General features: G+C 57.2%; 20 protein-coding genes. 6 read left to right on the top strand and 14 right to left on the bottom strand.

Features of this window, described 5'->3' with window-relative positions; translation table 11 throughout:
• Positions 1-7: 7 nt before the first annotated feature.
• Entirely contained in the window at positions 8-1,036 is a 1,029-nt protein-coding gene (tdh, locus tag IM295_RS14060) for an L-threonine 3-dehydrogenase (protein WP_006812404.1), read from the top strand.
• A 27-nt stretch (positions 1,037-1,063) separates the two neighbouring features.
• On the opposite strand, the gene IM295_RS14055 is transcribed toward tdh, so the two are convergent.
• From IM295_RS14055 to gpmM, 5 genes are read right to left on the bottom strand one after another with little or no spacing between them, the layout of a single operon-like run.
• On the bottom strand, positions 1,064-1,978 hold the full coding sequence (locus IM295_RS14055; protein ID WP_045260055.1) for a hypothetical protein: 915 nt from the start codon (positions 1,976-1,978) through the stop codon (positions 1,064-1,066).
• A gap of 15 nt (positions 1,979-1,993) precedes the next feature.
• Positions 1,994-3,199, bottom strand: a complete 1,206-nt coding sequence (locus IM295_RS14050) for a glycosyltransferase (protein WP_193066843.1) — start codon at positions 3,197-3,199, stop codon at positions 1,994-1,996.
• A gap of 20 nt (positions 3,200-3,219) precedes the next feature.
• Complete coding sequence (locus IM295_RS14045) at positions 3,220-4,170, bottom strand: divergent polysaccharide deacetylase family protein (RefSeq protein ID WP_193066842.1); 951 nt, start codon at positions 4,168-4,170, stop codon at positions 3,220-3,222.
• A gap of 3 nt (positions 4,171-4,173) precedes the next feature.
• Positions 4,174-5,433: a murein hydrolase activator EnvC gene (envC, locus tag IM295_RS14040; protein WP_248111293.1), complete on the bottom strand. Its 1,260-nt coding sequence runs from the start codon at positions 5,431-5,433 to the stop codon at positions 4,174-4,176.
• A gap of 33 nt (positions 5,434-5,466) precedes the next feature.
• Positions 5,467-7,011 carry a 2,3-bisphosphoglycerate-independent phosphoglycerate mutase gene (gene gpmM / locus IM295_RS14035; RefSeq protein WP_193066840.1) on the bottom strand — a complete coding sequence of 515 codons (1,545 nt, stop codon included), beginning with the start codon at positions 7,009-7,011 and terminating at the stop codon, positions 5,467-5,469.
• Positions 7,012-7,256: 245 nt separating this feature from the next.
• On the opposite strand from gpmM, the gene IM295_RS14030 reads away from it, so the two are divergent.
• The 5 genes from IM295_RS14030 to cysE all read left to right on the top strand — a co-directional run bounded on the left by IM295_RS14030 (position 7,257) and on the right by cysE (position 10,367).
• The gene (locus IM295_RS14030) at positions 7,257-7,688 is read left to right on the top strand and encodes a rhodanese-like domain-containing protein (RefSeq protein ID WP_014882007.1); all 432 of its coding nucleotides are present in this window, start codon (positions 7,257-7,259) and stop codon (positions 7,686-7,688) included.
• An 11-nt stretch (positions 7,689-7,699) separates the two neighbouring features.
• Complete coding sequence (gene grxC / locus IM295_RS14025) at positions 7,700-7,951, top strand: glutaredoxin 3 (RefSeq protein ID WP_028015037.1); 252 nt, start codon at positions 7,700-7,702, stop codon at positions 7,949-7,951.
• 32 nt (positions 7,952-7,983) lie between these two features.
• The gene (gene secB / locus IM295_RS14020) at positions 7,984-8,451 is read left to right on the top strand and encodes a protein-export chaperone SecB (protein ID WP_003860835.1); all 468 of its coding nucleotides are present in this window, start codon (positions 7,984-7,986) and stop codon (positions 8,449-8,451) included.
• Positions 8,451-9,470 (top strand): NAD(P)H-dependent glycerol-3-phosphate dehydrogenase, encoded by a 1,020-nt coding sequence (gene gpsA, locus IM295_RS14015; RefSeq protein WP_045630251.1) that lies wholly within the window; start codon positions 8,451-8,453, stop codon positions 9,468-9,470. The genes secB and gpsA overlap by 1 nt, the downstream gene beginning before the upstream one ends.
• Positions 9,471-9,545: 75 nt before the next feature.
• Positions 9,546-10,367 carry a serine O-acetyltransferase gene (cysE, locus tag IM295_RS14010; RefSeq protein ID WP_008502718.1) on the top strand — a complete coding sequence of 274 codons (822 nt, stop codon included), beginning with the start codon at positions 9,546-9,548 and terminating at the stop codon, positions 10,365-10,367.
• Here cysE and trmL read toward each other — a convergent pair.
• The 9 genes from trmL to IM295_RS13965 all read right to left on the bottom strand — a co-directional run bounded on the left by trmL (position 10,364) and on the right by IM295_RS13965 (position 20,451).
• Complete coding sequence (gene trmL, locus IM295_RS14005) at positions 10,364-10,837, bottom strand: tRNA (uridine(34)/cytosine(34)/5-carboxymethylaminomethyluridine(34)-2'-O)-methyltransferase TrmL (RefSeq protein WP_193051581.1); 474 nt, start codon at positions 10,835-10,837, stop codon at positions 10,364-10,366. The genes cysE and trmL overlap by 4 nt on opposite strands.
• A gap of 45 nt (positions 10,838-10,882) precedes the next feature.
• Positions 10,883-12,223, bottom strand: coding sequence for an aromatic acid/H+ symport family MFS transporter (locus IM295_RS14000; protein ID WP_193066839.1), 1,341 nt, complete (start codon positions 12,221-12,223; stop codon positions 10,883-10,885).
• Between the two features lie 180 nt (positions 12,224-12,403).
• Positions 12,404-13,591 (bottom strand): quinone-dependent L-lactate dehydrogenase, encoded by a 1,188-nt coding sequence (gene lldD / locus IM295_RS13995; RefSeq protein ID WP_193066838.1) that lies wholly within the window; start codon positions 13,589-13,591, stop codon positions 12,404-12,406.
• A complete protein-coding gene (lldR, locus tag IM295_RS13990; RefSeq protein ID WP_193066837.1) occupies positions 13,588-14,361 on the bottom strand; it encodes a transcriptional regulator LldR in 774 nt (257 codons plus the stop codon). The genes lldD and lldR overlap by 4 nt, the downstream gene beginning before the upstream one ends.
• Positions 14,358-16,013, bottom strand: a complete 1,656-nt coding sequence (lldP, locus tag IM295_RS13985) for an L-lactate permease (protein ID WP_045260048.1) — start codon at positions 16,011-16,013, stop codon at positions 14,358-14,360. The genes lldR and lldP overlap by 4 nt, the downstream gene beginning before the upstream one ends.
• Before the next feature lie 271 nt (positions 16,014-16,284).
• On the bottom strand, positions 16,285-16,647 hold the full coding sequence (locus IM295_RS13980; protein ID WP_049001282.1) for a YibL family ribosome-associated protein: 363 nt from the start codon (positions 16,645-16,647) through the stop codon (positions 16,285-16,287).
• A 57-nt stretch (positions 16,648-16,704) separates the two neighbouring features.
• Positions 16,705-17,295, bottom strand: a complete 591-nt coding sequence (gene mtlR, locus IM295_RS13975; RefSeq protein WP_028015045.1) for a mannitol operon repressor MtlR — start codon at positions 17,293-17,295, stop codon at positions 16,705-16,707.
• Positions 17,292-18,440, bottom strand: coding sequence for a mannitol-1-phosphate 5-dehydrogenase (gene mtlD, locus IM295_RS13970; RefSeq protein ID WP_193066836.1), 1,149 nt, complete (start codon positions 18,438-18,440; stop codon positions 17,292-17,294). The genes mtlR and mtlD overlap by 4 nt, the downstream gene beginning before the upstream one ends.
• Before the next feature lie 103 nt (positions 18,441-18,543).
• The gene (locus IM295_RS13965) at positions 18,544-20,451 is read right to left on the bottom strand and encodes a PTS mannitol transporter subunit IICBA (RefSeq protein WP_028015047.1); all 1,908 of its coding nucleotides are present in this window, start codon (positions 20,449-20,451) and stop codon (positions 18,544-18,546) included.
• Positions 20,452-21,081: the final 630 nt, after the last annotated feature.

Below are 21,081 nucleotides of genomic sequence, written 5' to 3'. Positions count from 1 at the left end.
ACGTGTGATGAAAGCGTTATCCAAACTGAAAGCGGAAGAAGGGATTTGGATGACCGACGTGCCGGAGCCGGAAGTCGGTCATAACGATCTGCTGATCAAAATTCGTAAAACCGCCATCTGCGGTACTGACGTTCACATCTACAACTGGGATCAGTGGTCGCAAAAAACCATTCCTGTCCCAATGGTTGTCGGTCACGAATATGTTGGTGAAGTGGTCGGCATCGGCCAGGAAGTCAAAGGCTTTAGCATTGGCGATCGCGTCTCTGGTGAAGGCCATATTACCTGCGGTCACTGCCGTAACTGTCGCGGTGGCCGTACGCACCTGTGCCGCAACACCGTCGGCGTGGGCGTAAACCGTCCGGGCTGCTTCGCGGAATACCTAGTGATCCCGGCGTTTAACGCCTTCAAAATCCCGGACAATATCTCTGACGATCTGGCCTCCATCTTCGACCCGTTCGGCAACGCGGTACACACCGCGCTCTCCTTCGACCTGGTAGGTGAAGACGTGCTGGTCTCCGGCGCCGGCCCAATCGGCATTATGGCGGCAGCCGTGGCGAAGCACGTGGGCGCGCGCAACGTGGTGATCACCGACGTGAACGAATACCGCCTGTCGCTGGCGCGCAAAATGGGCGTCACCCGTGCGGTGGATGTTTCGAAAGAGAGCCTGACCGACGTGATGGAAGAGTTGGGTATGACCGAAGGCTTTGACGTAGGCCTGGAGATGTCCGGCGCGCCGCCGGCGTTCCGCACCATGCTGGACACTATGAACCACGGTGGCCGTATCGCGATGCTGGGCATTCCGCCGTCAGATATGTCCATCGACTGGAACAAAGTCATCTTCAAAGGGCTGTTCATCAAAGGCATCTATGGCCGCGAGATGTTCGAAACCTGGTACAAGATGGCAGCGCTGATCCAGTCCGGCCTGGATCTGTCCCCGATTATCACTCACCGTTTCTCCATCGATGAGTTCCAGCAGGGCTTCGACGCGATGCGTTCCGGCCAGTCAGGGAAAGTGATCCTGAGCTGGGATAAGTAAACAAAAAGGGGCCTCAGGCCCCCTTTTTTACTGATTCTTTTTCTCTTCATCCGTCAGGTAGCGCACCTTGCGGGTATAGTCCTGCCCTTTGAACAGCAATTTGTTATCCGGCGATTCCAGATACTTCTGCCATTCGGAAAGCGGGAAACCCCCGTGCGCGCCAATCACCTCTTTCGGCACAACGGCTTCCTGACCGCCGATCTTCTTGGAGACCGGCCAGTTCATCCAGTCGCCCAGGTTAACCGTTTTAACATCCAGCATGTCCAGCAGCGCGGCGAGCGGCAGCTGATCGGTCGGCGGCTGCGTGTCGTCCATCAGTTCCCAGGTATCCTGGAACAGCGTCAGCCACAGCGGGCAGATGCGACGCCAGGTCTTTTTGGTTGCGGCAAGAAACGCGCCGTTAACGTGATCGACCAGATACGGGCGCACCGTTTCTTTGTAATATGCCGGCACTTTTTCTGCGGGGGCGCCGTCCAGCTTGGCAATCATTTTGCCCTGACGGAAGCTGGAGTAGATGTGCATATCCGCCATGTTGATCTGGGGCATCTTGAGCAGGTTGAGATCGGAGTCAATCATCAGCACCCCTTCACCGCGCGCCTGAAGCGGAGCGTTAAGCTTCACCAGACGGCTGAGGTAGATCTGCTTATAGCGGTACCCCTCTTCACGTTTTGGCAGCGTGAGGGTCACAACGCGGGTTTTTGGCGGCAGCTCGCCGAAAGCGGATTCAGGCTGATCGCTGACGATAACAATCTCGCTGACGTCGGTGGCGTAACGCTCTGCAAAGGTCGCTGATAATAACGCCTCTTCGACGAAATCCGCGCCCGTACAAGGGATCACGATGGAATCAACCGCAACGAGATCGCGCGTGACCGGAAGGGAAGCGTAAGGAATGTTATGACGCCCGGTAATGTGGCGGTAGCGAGCATTCAGGAATTTAAACATGTTCTTCTCGTTTGGTTATTGCGCGCCAAGAACGGCCTCGACACCGTTAACATAGCTTTCAATGGCATACACGTTGCAGACATTCTGGTGCGCGGCTGCGGCGAGCCGGGCGCGCAGAGCAGGATCCTGCCAGATATTATCCAGATGTTGAGCAAGTTGCGACACATCGCTCCACGGAAACAGCAGCCCGGTCGACTCATGGTCGATCAATTCTGCCGTGCCGGTTACCTTTGAGCCAATCACCGGGATATTCAGCAGCATTGCCTCCAGCACGACGCGGGGCAAACCTTCGCTCTTCGAAGCCAGAATAAACGCGTCAAAGGTGGCGAGATAGTCAAAAGGCGTGTTCTGGAAACCGGTAAAAATGACGTGCTCAGCAATCCCCAGCGCGTCAGCCTGCGCCGTCAGCGCGCCGCGTTCAGCCCCTTCACCGACCAGCACCATCTTCCATTTTGCCTGCGGGTGCTTCTGGTTGAACTGGGCCAGCGCCTCCAGCGTGTGGTGATTGGACTTGCGAGGGATAAGCGACCCAATGCTGCCGAACACAAACGTCTCATCATCAATGTTCAGACGCTGGCGCATGGCGCGTCGGTCGGGCAAAGGCTGGTGGATGTCGATGGCGTTGTTGACCGTGGTACACAGCTCGGGCCGGACGCCATGCTGAAGAAGCACGCGTTCAACGCCGTGCGAGACGGCGATGATTTTTGTGGCATGGGCATTCACCAGCTTCACCAGCGGTGGGGTCAGCACCGGTTCAATCCGGCAATGCTGAATTATCCGCGCATGCAGGTTCGCGCCCGCCAGATAACCCTCTTCGTTAGAGCCCGGCTGATTGTTCATGTACAGCGTATCGAAACCGCCTTCCCTGAAAATCGTCTCGATCTTGCTGACGTTGGGCCGGATGCGCCAGAGCGTATCAATATGTCGGGTAAATGCCTTGCGGGCGCTGCGCGAGAAAAATAGCAGGCTGCGGCCCAGCTCTTTCGCAACCTTCGCCCATCCGGGCTGCTTTTGCTGCGGAATGACAATTAACGGGATGCCAATGCCGTTCAACACCTGGCCGATGGTTTGTCCTTCGGCCCGGCTGTAATCACTGTAAAAACAACAGGTAATATCGAACTTCTCGCGGTTAATCCGCTTCAGAAGCTCGAGCATGCTGTTGGTGCCTCCTCCCCACTCTTTACCGGTATCGAGGAGCAGAATTTTGTGTCGCTGTGGCATCTTTCTACCTTAATCGCCTGTCACTGGGATTGGTTCGCTGAGACTTTTTTACCCCATCCCTGCCACTGGTGCTGGAAGTACTGCACCAGCGTACTTTGGCCCACGCTTTCGCTGATGACCGCAAAGAAGCGGGTTGCATGCACCGGCTCGAGCGGCTTTTTCAGCGCGCAGTTCTTCACGCCGCGGAACGGATTACGCGGCTGCGTTGCCGGAGGTTGAGCGCTCTCCGGACGAGACGTGTCTACCTGCGGTTCATTGAGCAGATCGCTCGGGCGTACCAGCGTGATATCGGCGGGTAAGGTCGGCAGCATTTGCTGCAAAACGCGAACGGTAGACGGATGCGGGTGCCCGATGGCAATCGCCGAACCGTTACGACGCGCCAGCTGTACCGCGCGGTTGAACTGCACGCGGATATCCGCTTCGTTCTGGGAGTCGTCCAGGAAGACTTTGCGCTTGATGACCTTCACCCTCGTACCCTGAGCGGCACGCATCGCCTGGCTGTTGCCAATGGTCATGCTGTCGAGGAAATAGAGATTGTAACGCTCCAGCGCCTGCATCACCTTCAGCATACCGTACAGGCTGGAGGTCATCGCGCTACCCATATGGTTGTTCAGACCCACGGCATACGGCACCTTGTTATAGGCGTCGCGGATGATGCGCTCGATCTCATCGCTGCTCATATCCGGGCGCAGGGTGTCTTTTTCCAGCGGCTGCTTGCTGAGCGGTGCCATCGGAAGATGGATGAGGACCTGGTGGCCGCTATTGTGCGCTTTGGTCGCCATTTCATGCGCGTGAGGCGCATTCGGCAGGACGGCGACGGAGATGGCTGACGGCATCGCCAGCACCTGATTTTCATAGTGTGGTCGATAACCGAAGTCATCAATCACGATGGCGAGTTTACCTGCATATACCGGTGCAGCCAGCGCCAGTGCGCTGACGACGGAGAGAACCATTCGACGAAATTGAAGCAAAACTTATCTTCCCAACCACGGCTGTGGATTGACCGCCTGACCCTGACGACGAATTTCGAAATAGAGTGACGGGCGGCCCTGACCGCCACTGCTGCCCACAAGGGCGATGGGTTGGCCGGCGCGCACCTGGGTGCCGACGCTGACCAGCGCGCTCTGGTTGTAGCCGTAAAGACTCATGTCGCCTTTACCATGCTCGACCACCACCACCAGCCCGTAACCCTGCAGCCAGTCGGCCAGGATCACGCGGCCATCGGCGATGGCTTTCACTTCGCTACCTTCAGACGCACCGATAACGATCCCTTTCCAACGTAGCTCACCCTGCAGCTGTTCGCCATAGCGATGCAGAATAGTGCCGCGAACGGGCCAGTAGGCCTGACCGCGCGGGGAACCCAGACCGCCGGTACGCGACATCAGGGAGCGTTCGCTTTCGCTTGGCTTGTAGGTGGTCCCTTTGCGGGAGGCTTCCTGCTGCTTGTCGCGAACCGCCTGCGCCTCGCGGGCCTCTTTTTCGGCGCGCGCCTTCGCTGCGGCTTCCGCACGGGCAATGCTGTTACGCAGTTTTGATTCGTTGGCGCGCATTTCGCTCAGCTGGCTCTGTCCTGCCTGAATGGAGGACTCAAGACCGGACAGCGTTTTCTTGCGTTCGTTACGGGCCTGCTCAAGTTTCGCCTGCTGCGCTTTTTGTTCGTAGAGCAACGTCTGCTGCTGGCTCTGCTTCTCTTCCAGCTCCGCTTTTTGGATGGAGACCTCTTCACGCGTCTGCTTCAGCTGTGCAATGGTCTCCTGACGCGCCTGGTTCAGATAGCCGAAATAGGCCTGCAGACGCTGGCCGCGCTGGCTCTCTTCACCGCTGAGGATCAGCTGGAGTCCGGTATGCTCACCCTGGCGGAATGCGGCATCCAGCTGTGCTGCGAGGTTGCGCTCCTGCGCATCACGCTGGCGCTCCAGTTTGGCAATCGACGCATTCATCTCGTCGATCTGTTTGTTCAACTGGGTGAGGGTGTTTTGCGTTTCACGGAGTTTACGTGCGGCAGCGGAGATGGCCTCTTCCTGCTGCTTAAGCTGGGCGAGCAGGGCGGCGCGCTGCTGTTGCTGCTGGCGTACCGCACGCTCTTTGGCGGCGATATCGGCCTGAATGGATTTCAGCTGGTCGCGGTCATCCGCGTGGGCGGATGCGGCGCACAGCAATACGCCAGCGCTGAGTGCGCTGGCGCAAAGCAGAGGTCTGACTGATAGCCTAAGCGGCTTCACGACCCATGTGATTGAAAAAATCGCCTTTCCCCTCATGGGGAGCGATTATTCCACGATGAACAGCGGCTTACCAGTCATCTCTTCAGGGATCGGCATACCCATCAGCGACAACATGGTTGGCGCGATGTCGGAAAGCTTGCCGCCTTCTACTGCTTTCAGTGATTTATCACCTACATAAATCAGTGGAACAGGCAGGTTGGTATGGGCGGTGTGCGCCTGACCGGTTGCCGGGTCACGCATCTGCTCGGCGTTACCGTGGTCAGCGGTGATCAGCAGCTGGCCGCCAACGGACTCAACCGCTTTCGCAACCTGCTCAACGCAGTGGTCCAGCGCTTCAACCGCCTTCACTGCCGCTTCCATTACGCCGGTATGGCCGACCATGTCGCCGTTCGGGTAGTTACAAATGATGGTGTCGTACTTGCCGCTTTCGATGGCCGCGACCAGTTTTTCAGTCAATTCCGCAGAGCTCATCTCTGGCTGCAGATCGTAAGTCGCGACTTTCGGCGAGTTGATCAGAATGCGCTCTTCGCCTTTGAACGGCTCTTCAACGCCGCCGTTAAAGAAGAAGGTCACGTGCGCGTATTTTTCCGTTTCGGAAATACGCAGCTGGGTTTTGTCGTTCTTCGCCATCCACTCACCGAAGGTGTTAGCCAGCGAGGCTGGTGGGTACGCGCACGGCGCTTTGATATCTGCCGCGTATTCGGTCAGCTGGATGAAGTCGATGTTCACCACTTTTTTACGGGCGAAACCGTCGAAGTCGCTGTTGACGAACGCACGGGTGATTTCGCGCGCGCGGTCAGCGCGGAAGTTCATGAAGATCAGCGCGTCGCCATCTTCCATTGCGGCATCGGCCTGGCCTTCCGCGCGAATCACGGACGCTTTTACGAATTCATCGTTTTCATCACGCGCGTAAGCGGCTTCAAGTGCTTCAACCGCAGTCGGGAACTGAAATTCCCCTTTTGCCAGAGTCATCAGGTCATAGGCCTGTTCAACGCGACCCCAGCGGTTGTCGCGGTCCATAGCGTAGTAACGGCCAATGATGGAGGCCACGCGGCCTTTGCCCAGCGCAGCGAATTTGTCTTCGAAAGCTTTCAGGGACCCTTCTGCGCTGCGCGGTGGCGTGTCGCGACCGTCCAGGAAGGCGTGCAGGTAGATTTTTTCCGCACCGCGTTCAGCGGCCAGTTCAACCATCGCCATGATGTGATCTTCGTGGCTGTGCACGCCGCCTGCGGAAAGCAGACCCATGATGTGCACCGCTTTACCTGCCGCAACGGCTTTATCTACCGCACCGCAGAGAACCGGGTTAGCGAAGAAGGTGCGTTCTTTGATTTCGACGTCCAGACGGGTCAGATCCTGATACACGATACGACCCGCGCCGAGGTTAACGTGGCCAACTTCGGAGTTGCCCATCTGGCGATCCGGCAGGCCCACTTCCAGACCGGATGCGTCAATCAGGGTATGCGGACGTTTTGCCCACAGTGCATCCATGACCGGGGTTTTTGCGTTGAAAATAGCGTTATCCTGGCTGTCTTCACGGTAGCCATAGCCATCCAGAATCACCAGTACCATAGGTTTTTTAGAAACCGACATTGCAACAACCTCATGCTCAAGAATCAAAATTTGCGTAATTTTACTACAGCTGAATCGATCAAATAGCCGCAGAAGATCAAAGAAAACGCGGGGGCAAGATGCTGACCGGACCATTTTGAGGCATTTTTTTAGGTGGCATGCCGCAGAAAATGGATTAGGTTATGGTCGCTGGCTGTATTTGCCAGAACGCACAGGTATACTCCTGTCCTGGTTTTTTATCACTTAGTCGGGAGTAGTTACCCTCCATGCAAGAAATTATGCAATTCGTTAGCCGCCATCCGGTACTGAGCATCGCGTGGATTGGCCTGCTGGCTGCTGTGCTGTTCACCACATTTAAGAGCCTGACGTCTAAGATTAAGGTTATCACCCGTGGTGAAGCGACGCGTCTGATTAACAAAGAAGATGCCGTCGTTGTCGATCTGCGTCAGCGTGACGATTTCCGTAAAGGTCACATTGCCGGCGCAATCAACCTGTTGCCAGCTGAAATCAAAGCCAACAACGTTGGTGAGCTTGAGAAACACAAAGCCCAGCCCATTATCGTTGTGGATGCGACCGGTATGCAGGCGCAGGAATCTGCCAGCGCGCTTTACAAAGCGGGCTTCGAAAACGTAACGGTACTGAAAGAAGGGATTTCCGGCTGGAGCGGGGAAAATCTTCCTTTGGTTCGCGGTAAATAAGGAGTTCAGTCATGGCCAATATTGAGATCTACACCAAAGCGACGTGCCCGTTCTGCCACCGTGCGAAAGCGCTGCTGAGCAGCAAAGGCGTCACGTTCCAGGAACTGCCGATCGACGGTGACGCGATCAAACGCGAAGAGATGATCCAACGTAGTGGTCGTACGACGGTTCCGCAGATTTTTATTGATGCGCAGCACATTGGCGGCTGTGATGACTTGTATGCGCTCGACGCCCGTGGTGGACTCGATCCGCTGCTGAGCTAAGAGACTTTAGGACAATTAAAAAGGGTATTTCCATGTCAGAACAAAACAACACCGAAATGACTTTCCAGATCCAGCGTATCTACACCAAGGATGTCTCTTTCGAAGCGCCAAATGCGCCGCACGTTTTCCAGAAAGACTGGCAGCCAGAGGTTAAACTTGATCTGGATACCGCATCCACCCAGCTGGCGGATGACGTGTATGAAGTCGTACTGCGTGTGACCGTGACCGCCTCTCTGGGCGAAGAAACTGCATTCCTGTGCGAAGTACAGCAGGGCGGTATCTTCTCCATCGGCGGCATTGAAGGCAACCAGATGGCGCATTGCCTGGGTGCATACTGCCCGAACATCCTGTTCCCGTATGCCCGTGAATGCATCACCAGCCTGGTTTCTCGCGGTACATTCCCGCAACTGAACCTTGCGCCAGTGAACTTTGATGCGCTGTTCATGAACTATCTGCAGCAGCAGGCTGGCGAAGGTGCCGAACAACATCAGGATGCCTGATGAGCACTGTTAATGCGTCAATGACTGTGATCGGTGCCGGCTCATACGGCACCGCTCTTGCCATCACGCTGGCAAGAAATGGTCACGACGTGGTCCTGTGGGGCCACGATCCAAAACATATCGCCACGCTGCAGCGCGACCGTTGCAATGTGGCGTTTCTCCCGGACGTTCCGTTCCCTGACACCCTGCACCTGGAAAGCGATCTTGCAACCGCGCTGGCGGCCAGCCGCAACATTTTGATTGTGGTGCCAAGCCATGTCTTTGGCGACGTGCTGAATCAGATCAAGCCGCTGATGCGCCCGGATGCGCGTATCGTCTGGGCGACCAAAGGGCTGGAAGCGGAAACCGGACGTCTGCTGCAGGACGTTGCCCGCGAAGCGCTGGGGGATGAGATCCCGCTGGCGGTCATCTCCGGGCCGACCTTTGCCAAAGAGCTGGCTGCGGGCCTGCCGACGGCGATCTCGCTGGCATCCACCGATCAGGCCTTCTCCGACGATCTCCAGCAACTGCTGCACTGCGGCAAGAGCTTCCGCGTCTACAGCAACCCCGATTTTATCGGCGTGCAGCTGGGTGGCGCGGTGAAGAACGTGATTGCCATTGGGGCCGGGATGTCTGACGGTATTGGCTTTGGCGCCAACGCGCGTACGGCGTTGATTACCCGCGGCTTAACCGAGATGTCCCGTCTGGGCGAAGCGCTGGGTGCCGATCCGGCCACCTTTATGGGGATGGCGGGTCTGGGGGATCTGGTGCTGACCTGTACCGATAACCAGTCTCGTAACCGCCGCTTTGGCATGATGCTCGGACAAGGCAGCGATGTAAAAAGCGCGCAGGAGAAGATTGGACAGGTGGTGGAAGGCTACCGCAATACCAAAGAAGTCCGCGAATTGGCGCACCGGTTTGGTGTCGAAATGCCAATAACCGAGGAAATTTATCAGGTATTGTATTGCGGAAAAAATGCGCGCGAGGCAGCATTGACCCTATTAGGTCGTGCGCGCAAGGACGAGCGCAGCAGCAATTAGCCGGGAAGTATCGTCACCTGAATGACCCAGCCAGCGCAGAACTGGCTGGTCATTAACTATCGTCTGGAGTTAGCAATGCCGTGTGAAGAACTGGATATCGTCTGGAATAATATTAAAGCCGAAGCCCGCGCTTTGGCGGACTGTGAGCCTATGCTGGCCAGTTTCTATCACGCGACGCTACTCAAGCACGAAAACCTCGGCAGCGCACTGAGCTATATGCTCGCCAACAAGCTGGCGTCCTCGATCATGCCCGCGATTGCGATTCGTGAGGTGGTGGAAGAGGCTTACGCCGCTGACCCGGAAATGATCGCCTCTGCCGCCTGTGATATCCAGGCCGTGCGCACCCGTGACCCGGCGGTCGATAAATACTCTACGCCGCTTCTCTACCTGAAAGGCTTCCACGCGCTGCAGGCGTACCGCATTGGCCACTGGCTGTGGAATGAAGGCCGCCGCGCGCTGGCGATCTTCCTGCAAAACCAGGTTTCCGTGACGTTTCAGGTTGATATTCACCCGGCGGCGAAGATTGGCCGCGGGATCATGCTCGACCACGCCACCGGGATCGTTGTCGGGGAAACGGCGGTGATTGAAGACGACGTCTCGATCCTGCAGTCGGTTACCCTGGGCGGTACCGGGAAAACCAGCGGCGATCGCCACCCGAAAATTCGTGAAGGGGTGATGATTGGCGCAGGCGCCAAAATCCTCGGCAATATCGAAGTCGGGCGCGGCGCGAAGATTGGCGCGGGGTCGGTTGTGCTCCAGCCCGTGCCGCCGCACACCACCGCCGCTGGCGTACCGGCGCGCATCGTTGGTAAGCCAGACAGCGATAAGCCGTCGATGGATATGGATCAGCACTTCAACGGCATTCACCATACCTTCGAGTATGGTGACGGCATTTAACTTCTGAGAATGGCGCCCGGGTAACCCAGCTGGCGCCAGGCTTCATACACCACCACCGACACCGCGTTCGACAGGTTCATGCTGCGGCTGTCCGGCATCATCGGAATACGGATTTTCTGCTCAGCGGGCAGGGCATCCAGGATCGTGGCCGGCAGGCCGCGGGTTTCCGGGCCAAACATCAGATAGTCACCCTCCTGATAGCTCGCGGCGCTGTGCGCTGGCGTGCCTTTGGTGGTCAAGGCGAACATGCGCTGCGGCTTCTCTGCTTCCAGAAACGCGGCGTAATCGTGATGGCGAACCACGGCGGTAAATTCATGGTAATCCAGCCCCGCGCGGCGCAGGCGTTTGTCGTCCCACGTAAAGCCCATCGGCTCGATGATGTGCAGACGAAAACCGGTGTTGGCGCACAGGCGGATGATATTGCCGGTGTTTGGCGGAATTTCTGGTTCGAATAAAACGATGTTAAGCATGCTGCCCCCTTAATTGCGGGGGCAGAATAGCAGAAAAGAGAGGAACTACGCGACGCCGGGTTCCTGAGAGCGGCTGTACAGCATTTTGTAGACGGTTGCCGTCGCGGCCACCAGAGCGGGCACGCTGAGGATCATTAAAATACTGTCTGCCTGCCACTGCAGGGAAAGAAGCTGGGCGCTGGTCATGGTTCCCGCCACGCCGCCAAAGCGACCGATGCCCTGCATCCAGGCGATACCCGTCGCGCGGCACTCGGTAGGGTAAAAGGTGGCGGCCAGGGTTTGCATGCCCGACTGCGCGCCGTTCATCGCGATCCCCATCAGGAAAATCAGCCCGCCAAACAGGGCGATATGGTTATGCTCAAGGCCAAGCAAAAGAATCAGGCCCATCGTCAGCACAAAACCACCTGCGACCACCTTGTGCGCTTCCCAGCGGTCCATCATCCAGCCCGCGAGCAGAATGCCTGCGGTGCCGCCGAAGGTAAACAGCGAGGTGAGCCAGGCGGATTCCGCCAGGGCATAACCCATCCCCTGCATCAGCGTCGGCATCCAGCTAAGCAGGACGTAGTAAATCACCAGCCCCATAAAATAAGTCACCCACAGCATCAGGGTGCCGGGTAGCCAGGGCATGGAAAACAGCTGCCCCACGCTTCCTTTTTTAGACGCAGCTTTCTCTTCCGCCAGGAAAAAGCCCGTAACGCTCTCCAGCGTGCTGCGGCTGAACCGGCTGGCAATGCGGCGAACCTGCGCGACGTCTTTCCCGCGCTGCACCAGAAACTTCACCGATTCCGGCAGCAGCAGCGCCAGCAGCACGGTTAAAATCAGTGGCGCAATCGCGCCGGTCAGCAGCACGCTTCGCCAGCCGTGGTGAGGGATAAGCCAGGAAGAGATCGCCCCGCCGCCCGCTGCGCCCAGAGGGAAGCCGCAGTACATGGTATTAATCGCCATGGCGCGGCAGCGCTGGGGGGCGAACTCTGAGATCAGCGTGATGGCGTTAGGCATGGCGGCGCCGAGCCCGAGACCCGTCAGAAAGCGCCATAGCGTCAGGGTGTTGAGGCTTTGCGCCCAGGCCGTCCCCAGGCTCGCCAGGCCGAAGAACAGGCACGAGAAGACCAGCACGCGCTTGCGTCCCATCCGGTCCGATACCGGACCTGCAATAAGGGCTCCCAGCGACAGCCCCAGCAGCGCCGCACTCAGCACCGGCCCCAAATCCTGTTTATGTATTCCCCACTCCGCCGACAGCGTAGGCGCGATGTAGCCCATCGCTGCCGTATCAAAACCATCGATCGCCAGAACCAGAAAGCCCAGCACGATAAGAAGCCAGTGAAACCCTGAAAAAGGACTCTCGTCGATCACCTGCTGAATATCCACCTTACCTGAATAGGTCATACGCTCCCCTCCGATGTGATGTTGTTTTTGTGTTCTTGTATTTGCTTGTCTATACAATTGCGAACGGGAGGGGTGTGTCAAATTTTCTTATCCAGAATGTTACGCAGGTGTTATTTTCGACAAAAAAAGCGCCCGAGGGGGAAATCGGACGCATGGGAAAGGTGGGGTAACGGGAGAGGATCAGGCCGCGTCGCCATGTGACAGCGGAGCCAGCGCCGCCGGCAGTTTACTCAGCTCCTGCACCAGCGAATCCTTGCTGATTTCACTGATCGACTTCGCGCCGGTCAGGGTCATCGCCACCTTCATCTCTTTCTCGATCAGGTTCAGCAGATTTGCCACGCCCGCCTGACCGGCCGTCGCCAGGGCGTAAAGATATGCGCGGCCCAGCAGCACGCTGTCTGCGCCCAGCGCAATCATGCGCACCACGTCCAGCCCGTTGCGGATGCCGCTGTCGGCCAGAATGGCAATATCGCCTTTCACCGCATCGGCAATGGCCGGCAGGGCGCGGGCGGAAGAGAGCACGCCGTCAAGCTGGCGTCCGCCGTGGTTAGAGACCACAATTCCATCCGCGCCGAAGCGCACCGCGTCGCGGGCATCTTCCGGGTCAAGGATCCCTTTGATCACCATCGGGCCATCCCAGAATTCGCGGATCCACTCCAGGTCTTTCCATGAGATCGACGGATCGAAATTGTTCGCCAGCCAGCCGATGTAATCCTCCAGCCCGGTCGGTTTGCCAAGGTAGGCCGAGATATTCCCCAGATCGTGCGGACGGCCGTTCAGACCCACATCCCACGCCCACTGTGGATGCGTTACCGCCTGCCAGTAGCGGCGCAGGGCGGCATTCGGGCCGCTCATGCCGGAGTGGGCATCACGGTAGCGCGCGCCGGGCGTGGGCATATCGACTGTAAAGACCAGCGTGGAGCAGCCCGCCGCTTTAGCGCGCTCCAGCGCGTTACGCATAAAGCCGCGATCGCGCAGGACGTACAGCTGGAACCACATCGGCCGCTTGATGGTCGGGGCGACCTCTTCAATCGGACAGACCGAGACGGTAGAGAGGGTAAACGGAATGCCTTTAGCATCTGCCGCGGCGGCGGCCTGCACTTCACCGCGACGGGCGTACATGCCGCATAAGCCGACAGGTGCGAGCGCCACCGGCATGGAGAGCGTTTCGTTAAACAGTTTCGTCTCAAGGCTCAGGTCAGACATATTCTTCAGCACGCGCTGGCGCAGGGCCACTTCTGACAGATCCTCCACGTTGCGGCGCAGGGTGTATTCGGCATACGCCCCACCGTCGATGTAGTGGAACAGGAACGGCGGCAAAATGCGCTGCGCCGCGGCGCGGTAGTCACTGGCTGCTGAAATAATCATGCTTTGTTCTCCCTGGAAATATCACTGTCGCCAGGCAGACGGGTAATACGCGCCTGTCGGGCCTGGTCTTCATCAAATCGTTTAATGGTGGTGTGCACGAAGCCGAGATGCGCCATCATCGCTTTGCGCGCGGCTTCGGCATCGCCGGCCAGAATGGCGTTGAGCACCGCCTCGTGCTGTTCGGTCAGCTGGGCAAAGACCGGCGGGACCAGATACATGCGCTGGCGGCTCTGCTTCACGGAGGATTGCAGCAGGTCGAAGAACCCGCGCATGGTCTGGAGCAGCACCACGTTGTGCGACGCCTCGGCGATTGCCAGATGGAAACGCACGTCCGCCTGGGAGGCGATGTCCGGGTCGCTGCTTAGCGTGGCTTCGAAGCAGGCTTTGAGCTTCTCTTTGTCGGCTTCGGTTGCCCGCATCGCTGCGTGCCATGCGGTACTGGTTTCGATGGCGTGACGCGCTTCTAGAATGTCGAAGCTGTAGTCCGGGTCGTTTTCCAGCAGCGTCTTCAGCGGCTGAACGATGTTTTGCTCGGACCAGTCGTCATGCTGCCAGCGCACAAAGGTGCCGCCGCCGCGACGGCTCATCAGTACGCCTTCGCTGACCAGCGTCGCCAGCGCCTCGCGCAATGAGTTACGCGATACGCCAAGCTGGGCGGCAAGCTGGCGCTCGGCGGGCAATTTCATGCCCGCTTCCAGCTGTTGTTCTTCAATCAGCGCCCGCACGCGAGAGGCAATCTCGTCGGACAGGCGTCTGGGCATCACTATCATGGGATCATCCAGGTTAAGACATAGGCCTGCAGGGTGGTGATCACGCCCACCATGCAGGTGAATATCAGGCTGTGTTTCACGGTAAAGCGGAACAGGTCCGACTCTTTGCCCACCAGTCCCACCGCCGCACAGGCAATGGCGATGGACTGCGGGGAGATCATTTTGCCGGTCACGCCGCCGGTGGTGTTCGCGGCGACCAGCAGCACGTCCGACACGCCAATCTGCTGCGCAGCCGTCGCCTGCAGGGCGGCAAACAGGGCGTTAGACGAGGTATCTGAACCCGTCAGGAACACCCCCAGCCAGCCGAGGAACGGCGAGAAGAAGGTGAATGCATGCCCGGTGTGCGCCAGCGCTAACGCCAGCGTCGACGACAGGCCGGAGTAGTTCGAGATAAACGCGAACGCCAGCACCATGCCGATGGAGTAGATCGGCAGCATCAGCTCTTTAATCGTTGCCGCAAAAGTCTGCACCGCGGCGGCAGGCTTCATGCGCAGCCACACCACGGAAAGAATAGCGGCAAACAGGATGGCGGTCCCGGTGGCGGAGAACCAGTCAAACTTAAATACTGCCGCATACGGGGTGGCGTCGTGCACGACCGGCGGCATACGGGCAACCATCTTGTCGAGGAACGGCACGGAGACGTTAATCACCATGTCGTACAGCGCGCCGCCCGGGGCGAACAGCGCCTTAAACGGCGGTATGCTCCACAGCGTCACGGTAGCGGTCAGGAACAGGAACGGCGACCACGCGCGGACGATCTGTCCTGCGGTATAGCCGGTGCGGGCGAGGGTCTGATCCACGTGCGATGCGCCCATGTCGGCAAAACGGAAGATGCGCACCGGCTGCCAGCGTTTCAGGAACAGCGTCAGACAGACCAGCGACACCAGGGAAGAGATAATGTCCGGCAGTTCCGGGCCGAGGAAGTTTGAGCTGAGATACTGGGCAATCGCGAACGAACCGCCTGCCACCATCACCGCAGGCCAGGTCTCCTTCACGCCGCGCCAGCCGTCCATAATCGCCATGATCCAGAACAGCACGATAATGGTCAGGAACGGCAGCTGGCGGCCAACCATCTGGCCGATCTCAAAGCTGTCCAGACCGGTCACCTGTCCGGCCACCAGAATAGGAATCCCCATCGCGCCAAACGCCACCGGTGCGGTGTTCACAATCAGGCACAGGCCAGCGGCGTAGAGCGGGTTAAAGCCCAACCCCACCAGCAGCGCGGCGGTGATCGCCACCGGTGCGCCGAATCCTGCCGCGCCTTCAAGGAACGCCCCGAAGGAGAAGCCGACAATCAGCATCTGCAGGCGCTGGTCCGGGGTGATGGAGAGAATCGACGAACGAATGATGTCGAACTGCCCGGTCTTTACCGAGATTTTATAGACAAAGACCGCGGCGATGATGATCCACGCAATCGGCCACAGGCCGTAGAAGAAACCGTAGACAACGGAGGCCAGCGCGCGATCGACCGGCATCTTGTAGAAGAACAGCGCCACCAGCAGGGCGATGGCAACGGTATACGTCGCGGCGAGGTAGCCCTTCAGCTTGAGCTTAATCAGCGCAAAGAAGAAGAACAGGATCGGTAGCGATGCGATCAGGCTCGACAGCCAGATATTGCCGGCCGGGTCGTAGTTTTGTTGCCAGAGGCTCATGCAGGTCTCCTGGGGACCAGACAGCCTGTGCTGCGGGTGAGTCTCCGCTCAACTCTGCGTCACAAACTGTGTAAAAGTGGTCCTGCCAATATTGTGTTGTAGGGTTAATGACAATGAATGGTTAACCAGATGTTATGGAGTGGCAATGGTTTTGTGAGCGCAAATAATGGAATTGTGAACCGGGGGAGGATTGATTGCGTTATTGGTTGGACCAATTCACGCGAAGGGGAAAAGAGTAGGCCGGGTAAGCGCAGCGCCACCCGGCATGAAATCAGAATGAGGTCTTACAAAAACCCGTCATCTCTTTCAGGCCCATTTCGCGGCCAAGCTCGGTCATCGGGTGAACCACCACCAGACCACGAACGCTTTTCTTCAGCTTGCCCATGTCAGCCTGCTCTTTTTTGGTGATCGCGCGGCGGTGCGGCATGTTCATCAGCTTCTGCGCTTCTTTGCTCAGCTTCTGGCCTTTGACTTCGCGCAGGCGCTCGATTTCCGCTTCCAGCTTCGCGGTCTCTTTTTCCAGCTCGGCATATTTCTCGGCGGAATCAACCAGAGACAGGCCAGCCATCTGGTGACGGATCAGATCCAGACGGTCGCTCAGGCGTTTAATTTCGTTCTTTTCGACTTCTTTCATGACAATTGACTCTAAATCGGGGGAATTACAGGGAAGGATACACCAATGTGAACGGGCTTACTTCTGAAACGCTTTTTTTAAGCTGATTTTAGAAATCAGCTCAGTCAGGGAGAGGACCATAGTGGAACGGACAACCTGCTGATAGCGCAGCTTTTGCATCGCGTACAGTTCAGGGTCGCTGTTATCAAAATGGGGAGCAGGAGGCAGGGCGGTGACGCAGTGCAGCTCGCCGAACGGCCCCAGGATCTCATCATCGGTAAAAGTGTACTCATTACCGTCATGATTGAGCTCTTCGCGCAGCGCCATTAACAGTTCAGCGTCTTCATACTCCTGGCGGTTGAGCACGCCAAGACCATAAATCAGCTTCAGACGCACCGACAGATCGCCCAGCGGTCCGTCTCCGTCCAGTAACGGTTCTACAGCGTACTTTACCGCGTAGTCGTCTTTGCGAAACACCTGAAGCACCAGGATATTCACCGCCTCGGTTAACAGCTCGACGGCGGCAATCAGGAAACTTCGTACGGTTTTGCCAGCATTCAGACGCTCAAGCACACGATTTTCAAAGGCCTGGGTTTGTTCCATTATTGCCTGCATATCTGACAATCTGTTATTCGGGCGCAGGCTTACCTGCGCCGGATTCTGCATCATTTGGTTGCGTTGTATGCGTTAACCGCCTCCGCAACCACGTCGCTGCTGGCGTCCAGACCGGAAATCTGCGCCAGCGCAGCCTGCGCGCCTTTGTCATCAATCAGCTGAGCCAGCTCAATCGCCTGCGGGTCCTGCTCGCTGCGGTAGTGCATCGCGGCAGCAATTCCTTTCACCAGGTTGGCGTGCGGCAGACCGTATTCCAGCGTGCCCAGCAGCGGCTTAATCAGGCGGTCGCCCGCGCTCAGCTTACGCAGCGGCTGACGGCCCACGCGCTCAACGTCATCTTTCAGATACGGGTTTTCAAAACGACCGAGGATTTTCTGGATGTATGCTGCGTGTTTATCAGCATCAAAACCGTAGCGTTTGATCAGCACCGCGCCGCTCTCTTCCATTGCCCCTTTCACCACCGCGCGGATCTGCTCATCGAGGATCGCGTCGCGAATGGTCTGATGACCGGCCAACTTTCCGAGGTACGCGGTTATAGCATGCCCGGTGTTCAGCGTGAAGAGTTTGCGTTCGACAAATGCCATCAGGTTATCAGTGAGTTCCATTCCCGGAATGGTCGGCAGCGCGCCCTTGAACTGAGTTTTATCGACGATCCACTCGCTGAAGGTTTCAACCGTGACTTCCAGCGGATCGTTGGTGGCGGATTCGGACGGCGGAACGATGCGGTCTACAGCGGAATCCACAAACCCGACGTGCGCTTCAACCCAGGCTTTATCTTCCTCAGCCACGGCCGCCATAACGTGGCCTTTCAGCTGCGTGGTGCCGCGCACCATGTTTTCACAGGCGATGATGTTCAGCGGTGTTTCAATGCCCTGTGCTTTACGCTTCTTCAGGCCTTTCGCGACCGCAGGAGCAATACGTTCAAGCACTACCGGACCCACGGCGGTGGTCACCAGATCAACGCTGGCGATCAGGTCAATCACGTCGTCGCCGATGCTGCTGACCGCGTTGACGCCAGAGACGGTTTCAACCTGTTCCTTTTCACCCACCACATGAACCTGATAGCTATGACGGGCATTCAGGGCATCCAGAACCACCTGATTCACATCGGCGAATGTCAGGGTAATGCCCGCGTCTGCCAGCAGTTTACCGATAAAGCCACGACCGATATTACCTGCGCCAAAATGTAATGCTTTCATAGTGTTAACCTTCATCAATGTTTTTACCCGAGAGGGCTGGGGTGAGGAACGTTTCCCCCCTCACCCTAGCCCTCTCCCCGAAGGGGAGAGGGAAGAGGCGCTGCTATTTGTTGAGCAGGGCCAGAACTTCTTCAACGCTTTCAGTTTGTGCCAGGCGCTCGATGACGGACTCATCATCCAGCGCGTTGGTCAGGCTGGTAATCACCTGAATATGCTCGTTGTTGCGAGCGGCGATACCAATCACCAGACGGGCGATGTCGTCCTCTTCTTCACCAAAGCGCACACCGTCAGGATACTGACAGAACACCACGCCGGTTTTCAGCACGCGGTCTTTCGCTTCAACCGTACCGTGCGGAACCGCGATGGATTCACCCAGGTAGGTTGGCGTCAGTTTTTCACGTTCCAGCATCGCGTCAACGTATTCCGGCTGAACGTAGCCGCCCTTCACCAGCTGTTCACCGGCAAAGCGAATTGCCTCTTCTTTGGTGCTCGCGGTACGGCCGAGGAAGATGTTCTCCGCGCCCAGCTTAAACAGGTGAGCGTTGCTCTCGTCAAAGCTGTCCTGCAGGCTGGTGCGCACTTTCACTTCGTTGTCTTCGTGGCGCTGCGCGGCAACCAGACGTTCGGTCAGGCTGGTGTACAGGCCGCTGTCCAGGAAGTTGGTCAGCGAGATGTGCTGTGCCTGCGGTACCTGACGCATAGCGCGCTCGGTCAGATCGCGGTGCGTGATGACCAGGTCAACGTCCGGCGGCAGGTTGTTAATCGCGCTGTTGGTCACGGAGATATTGGTCAGGCCCGCATCCTGCACTTTCTTACGCAGCACGCCTGCACCCATTGCGCTGGAACCCATACCGGCGTCGCAGGCAACGATGATTTTACGCACGTGGCTCAGGTCGTTAGAGACATCGCCAGCCGCCAGCGGGGTCGCACCTTTGGACTCGGCTTTCATGTCGTGCATACGACGGGTTGCCGCTTCGATATCGTCGTCTTCTTTCACCTTGCTGGTTTTCAGCAGGATAGAAGAGACCACGAAGGAGACCGCCATCGCCGCACAGATCGCCGCGATGTTCGCGAAGTACGCGCCTTTCGGCGTCATCGCCAGCACCGCCAGGATAGAGCCTGGAGAAGCAGGGGAGACCAGACCGCCGCCCAGCACGCTCAGGGTGAACACACCAGTCATACCGCCGAGGATAACGGCCAGGATCAGACGTGGGTTCATCAGCACGTACGGGAAGTAAATTTCGTGGATACCGCCCAGGAAGTGGATGATAGCCGCGCCGCCAGCAGACTGCTTCGCGCTGCCGCGACCAAAGAACATGTACGCCAGCAGAACGCCCATACCCGGACCCGGGTTCGCTTCAATCAGGAAGAAGATGGACTTGCCGAGATCGTGAGACTGCTGAATACCCAGCGGCGAGAAGATACCGTGGTTAATGGCGTTGTTCAGGAACAGGATTTTCGCCGGTTCAACGAAGATAGACGCCAGCGGCAGCATGTCGTGCGCCACCATGAAGTTAACGCCCGCCGCCAGCAGTTTGGACAGCACTTCAACAGCCGGACCAATGCCGAGGAACGCCAGAATCGCGAGGATCATCCCGATGATGCCCGCAGAGAAGTTGTTCACCAGCATTTCGAAGCCGGACTTGATCTTGCCATCAACCCAGACGTCGAATTTCTTAATCGCCCAGCCGCCCAGAGGACCGGCAATCATCGCACCGAGGAACATCGGCATATCCGCACCGACGATCACGCCCATGGTTGTGATGGCACCCACGACGCCACCACGGTCACCGCCCACCAGACGACCACCGGTATAACCGATGAGCAGCGGCAGGAGATAGGTAATCATTGGGCCAACAAGTTTCGCCAGCGTTTCGTTAGGCAACCACCCTGTCGGAATGAACAATGCGGTGATAATACCCCACGCGATAAACGCGCCGATATTTGGCATCACCATGTTGCTGAGGAAACGACCAAAGCTTTGAACTTTGATCTTGAAATCGGATGACATAAAACACCCCTTCTTCTGTTTACGCTTAGGCTTGCGGCCCGAGGTTTATTGTTAATGAGGCGGCAGAGGTAGCCGGACCCTGTTCTGATGCTGTGAAATCTGGCACTGAATCGTTCAACTGTCCAGATAGTGGAATTTTGTGTGATGCATGTCACGTAAATGTAGGGGGTGTGGTGTTGAATGAAGTGACCTGAGTCACAAAATAGGCGAGTAAAAAAAATACGATGGCGAAAAATAGAGCAAAAACCACCTCTTTATGTGATTGATGTCACGTTTTGTTTTTGCGTGTTTGTTTCCGGATTGTGACTGGTTTCACAAAATATTTTTATGCAGATTTCTCCGACTGCGATCGGCGTCAGGACGGCCTCGAGTAACACGGAAAGCTAATAAAACAGTTTTCATATGTAGTATGGCGGAAAGTTGAAACCTGAATTACGCTCATAATGTAAGGTTGAGTATATTATTATTCAGGATATATTTTGACACGCTTATAAACTTGCGTGGAGATATTATAAAAACCGATACTCCCCGGCTCTGAAATAATCAGTGTGCCTTTTAAATTTAAAAATAAATTAATTAGGCTGCGTGCTGTTTTATTAATGTAATGAGTTGACGTTGTTTAAGTGAGGA

The sequence above is a fragment of the Enterobacter cloacae complex sp. P14RS genome, assembly GCF_014895895.1.
Lineage (GTDB): Bacteria > Pseudomonadota > Gammaproteobacteria > Enterobacterales > Enterobacteriaceae > Enterobacter > Enterobacter bugandensis.
The sequence above is the reverse complement of the archived record's forward strand: the minus strand, read 5'-3'. Positions and strand labels throughout refer to the sequence as shown.

What these genes read in the sequence shown, in the direction of transcription:
- mtlR (WP_028015045.1), bottom strand. Translation starts at nt 17,295, where the DNA reads ATGATGCAGAATCCGGCGCAGGTAAGCCTGCGCCCGAATAACAGATTG.
- trmL (WP_193051581.1), bottom strand. Translation starts at nt 10,837, where the DNA reads ATGCTTAACATCGTTTTATTCGAACCAGAAATTCCGCCAAACACCGGC.
- tdh (WP_006812404.1), top strand. Translation starts at nt 8, where the DNA reads ATGAAAGCGTTATCCAAACTGAAAGCGGAAGAAGGGATTTGGATGACC.
- IM295_RS14055 (WP_045260055.1), bottom strand. Translation starts at nt 1,978, where the DNA reads ATGTTTAAATTCCTGAATGCTCGCTACCGCCACATTACCGGGCGTCAT.
- IM295_RS14050 (WP_193066843.1), bottom strand. Translation starts at nt 3,199, where the DNA reads ATGCCACAGCGACACAAAATTCTGCTCCTCGATACCGGTAAAGAGTGG.
- secB (WP_003860835.1), top strand. Translation starts at nt 7,984, where the DNA reads ATGTCAGAACAAAACAACACCGAAATGACTTTCCAGATCCAGCGTATC.
- lldD (WP_193066838.1), bottom strand. Translation starts at nt 13,591, where the DNA reads ATGATTATTTCAGCAGCCAGTGACTACCGCGCCGCGGCGCAGCGCATT.
- gpmM (WP_193066840.1), bottom strand. Translation starts at nt 7,011, where the DNA reads ATGTCGGTTTCTAAAAAACCTATGGTACTGGTGATTCTGGATGGCTAT.
- lldR (WP_193066837.1), bottom strand. Translation starts at nt 14,361, where the DNA reads ATGATAGTGATGCCCAGACGCCTGTCCGACGAGATTGCCTCTCGCGTG.
- gpsA (WP_045630251.1), top strand. Translation starts at nt 8,451, where the DNA reads ATGAGCACTGTTAATGCGTCAATGACTGTGATCGGTGCCGGCTCATAC.
- IM295_RS14030 (WP_014882007.1), top strand. Translation starts at nt 7,257, where the DNA reads ATGCAAGAAATTATGCAATTCGTTAGCCGCCATCCGGTACTGAGCATC.
- cysE (WP_008502718.1), top strand. Translation starts at nt 9,546, where the DNA reads ATGCCGTGTGAAGAACTGGATATCGTCTGGAATAATATTAAAGCCGAA.
- lldP (WP_045260048.1), bottom strand. Translation starts at nt 16,013, where the DNA reads ATGAGCCTCTGGCAACAAAACTACGACCCGGCCGGCAATATCTGGCTG.
- mtlD (WP_193066836.1), bottom strand. Translation starts at nt 18,440, where the DNA reads ATGAAAGCATTACATTTTGGCGCAGGTAATATCGGTCGTGGCTTTATC.
- IM295_RS13980 (WP_049001282.1), bottom strand. Translation starts at nt 16,647, where the DNA reads ATGAAAGAAGTCGAAAAGAACGAAATTAAACGCCTGAGCGACCGTCTG.
- IM295_RS14000 (WP_193066839.1), bottom strand. Translation starts at nt 12,223, where the DNA reads ATGACCTATTCAGGTAAGGTGGATATTCAGCAGGTGATCGACGAGAGT.
- IM295_RS13965 (WP_028015047.1), bottom strand. Translation starts at nt 20,451, where the DNA reads ATGTCATCCGATTTCAAGATCAAAGTTCAAAGCTTTGGTCGTTTCCTC.
- grxC (WP_028015037.1), top strand. Translation starts at nt 7,700, where the DNA reads ATGGCCAATATTGAGATCTACACCAAAGCGACGTGCCCGTTCTGCCAC.